Origin of the sequence: Streptococcus suis YS161, from assembly GCF_002760245.1 — a bacterium.
Classification (GTDB): domain Bacteria; phylum Bacillota; class Bacilli; order Lactobacillales; family Streptococcaceae; genus Streptococcus; species Streptococcus suis_I.
The window spans coordinates 1-254 of the sequence record NZ_ASCA01000095.1 but is presented as its reverse complement, the minus strand read 5'-3'; the positions used below and the strand labels follow the sequence as shown (position 1 = coordinate 254).

Annotated in this window: 3 tRNA genes; all 3 read left to right on the top strand. The window is 52.8% G+C overall.

The features are described from left to right. The 3 genes from SST111_RS11835 (at position 1) to SST111_RS11825 (ending at position 252) form a co-directional block, all read left to right on the top strand. Positions 1 to 72 (top strand) — tRNA-Val (locus SST111_RS11835). A gap of 5 nt (positions 73 to 77) precedes the next feature. Beyond that, a tRNA-Gly gene (locus SST111_RS11830) sits at positions 78 to 148 on the top strand. Positions 149 to 178: 30 nt separating this feature from the next. Further along, a tRNA-Ile gene (locus SST111_RS11825) sits at positions 179 to 252 on the top strand. The last annotated feature ends 2 nt before the right edge of the window (positions 253 to 254 follow it).

Genomic DNA, 254 nt, shown 5'->3' with positions numbered 1-254 from the left:
GGAGTTTAGCTCAGCTGGGAGAGCATCTGCCTTACAAGCAGAGGGTCAGCGGTTCGATCCCGTTAACTCCCATATAAGCGGGTGTAGTTTAGTGGTAAAACTACAGCCTTCCAAGCTGTTGTCGCGAGTTCGATTCTCGTCACCCGCTTTGAACACAGTTCATACCCAAACTTGGTTTGGGCGCGTAGCTCAGATGGTTAGAGCGCACGCCTGATAAGCGTGAGGTCGGTGGTTCGATTCCACTCGTGCCCATC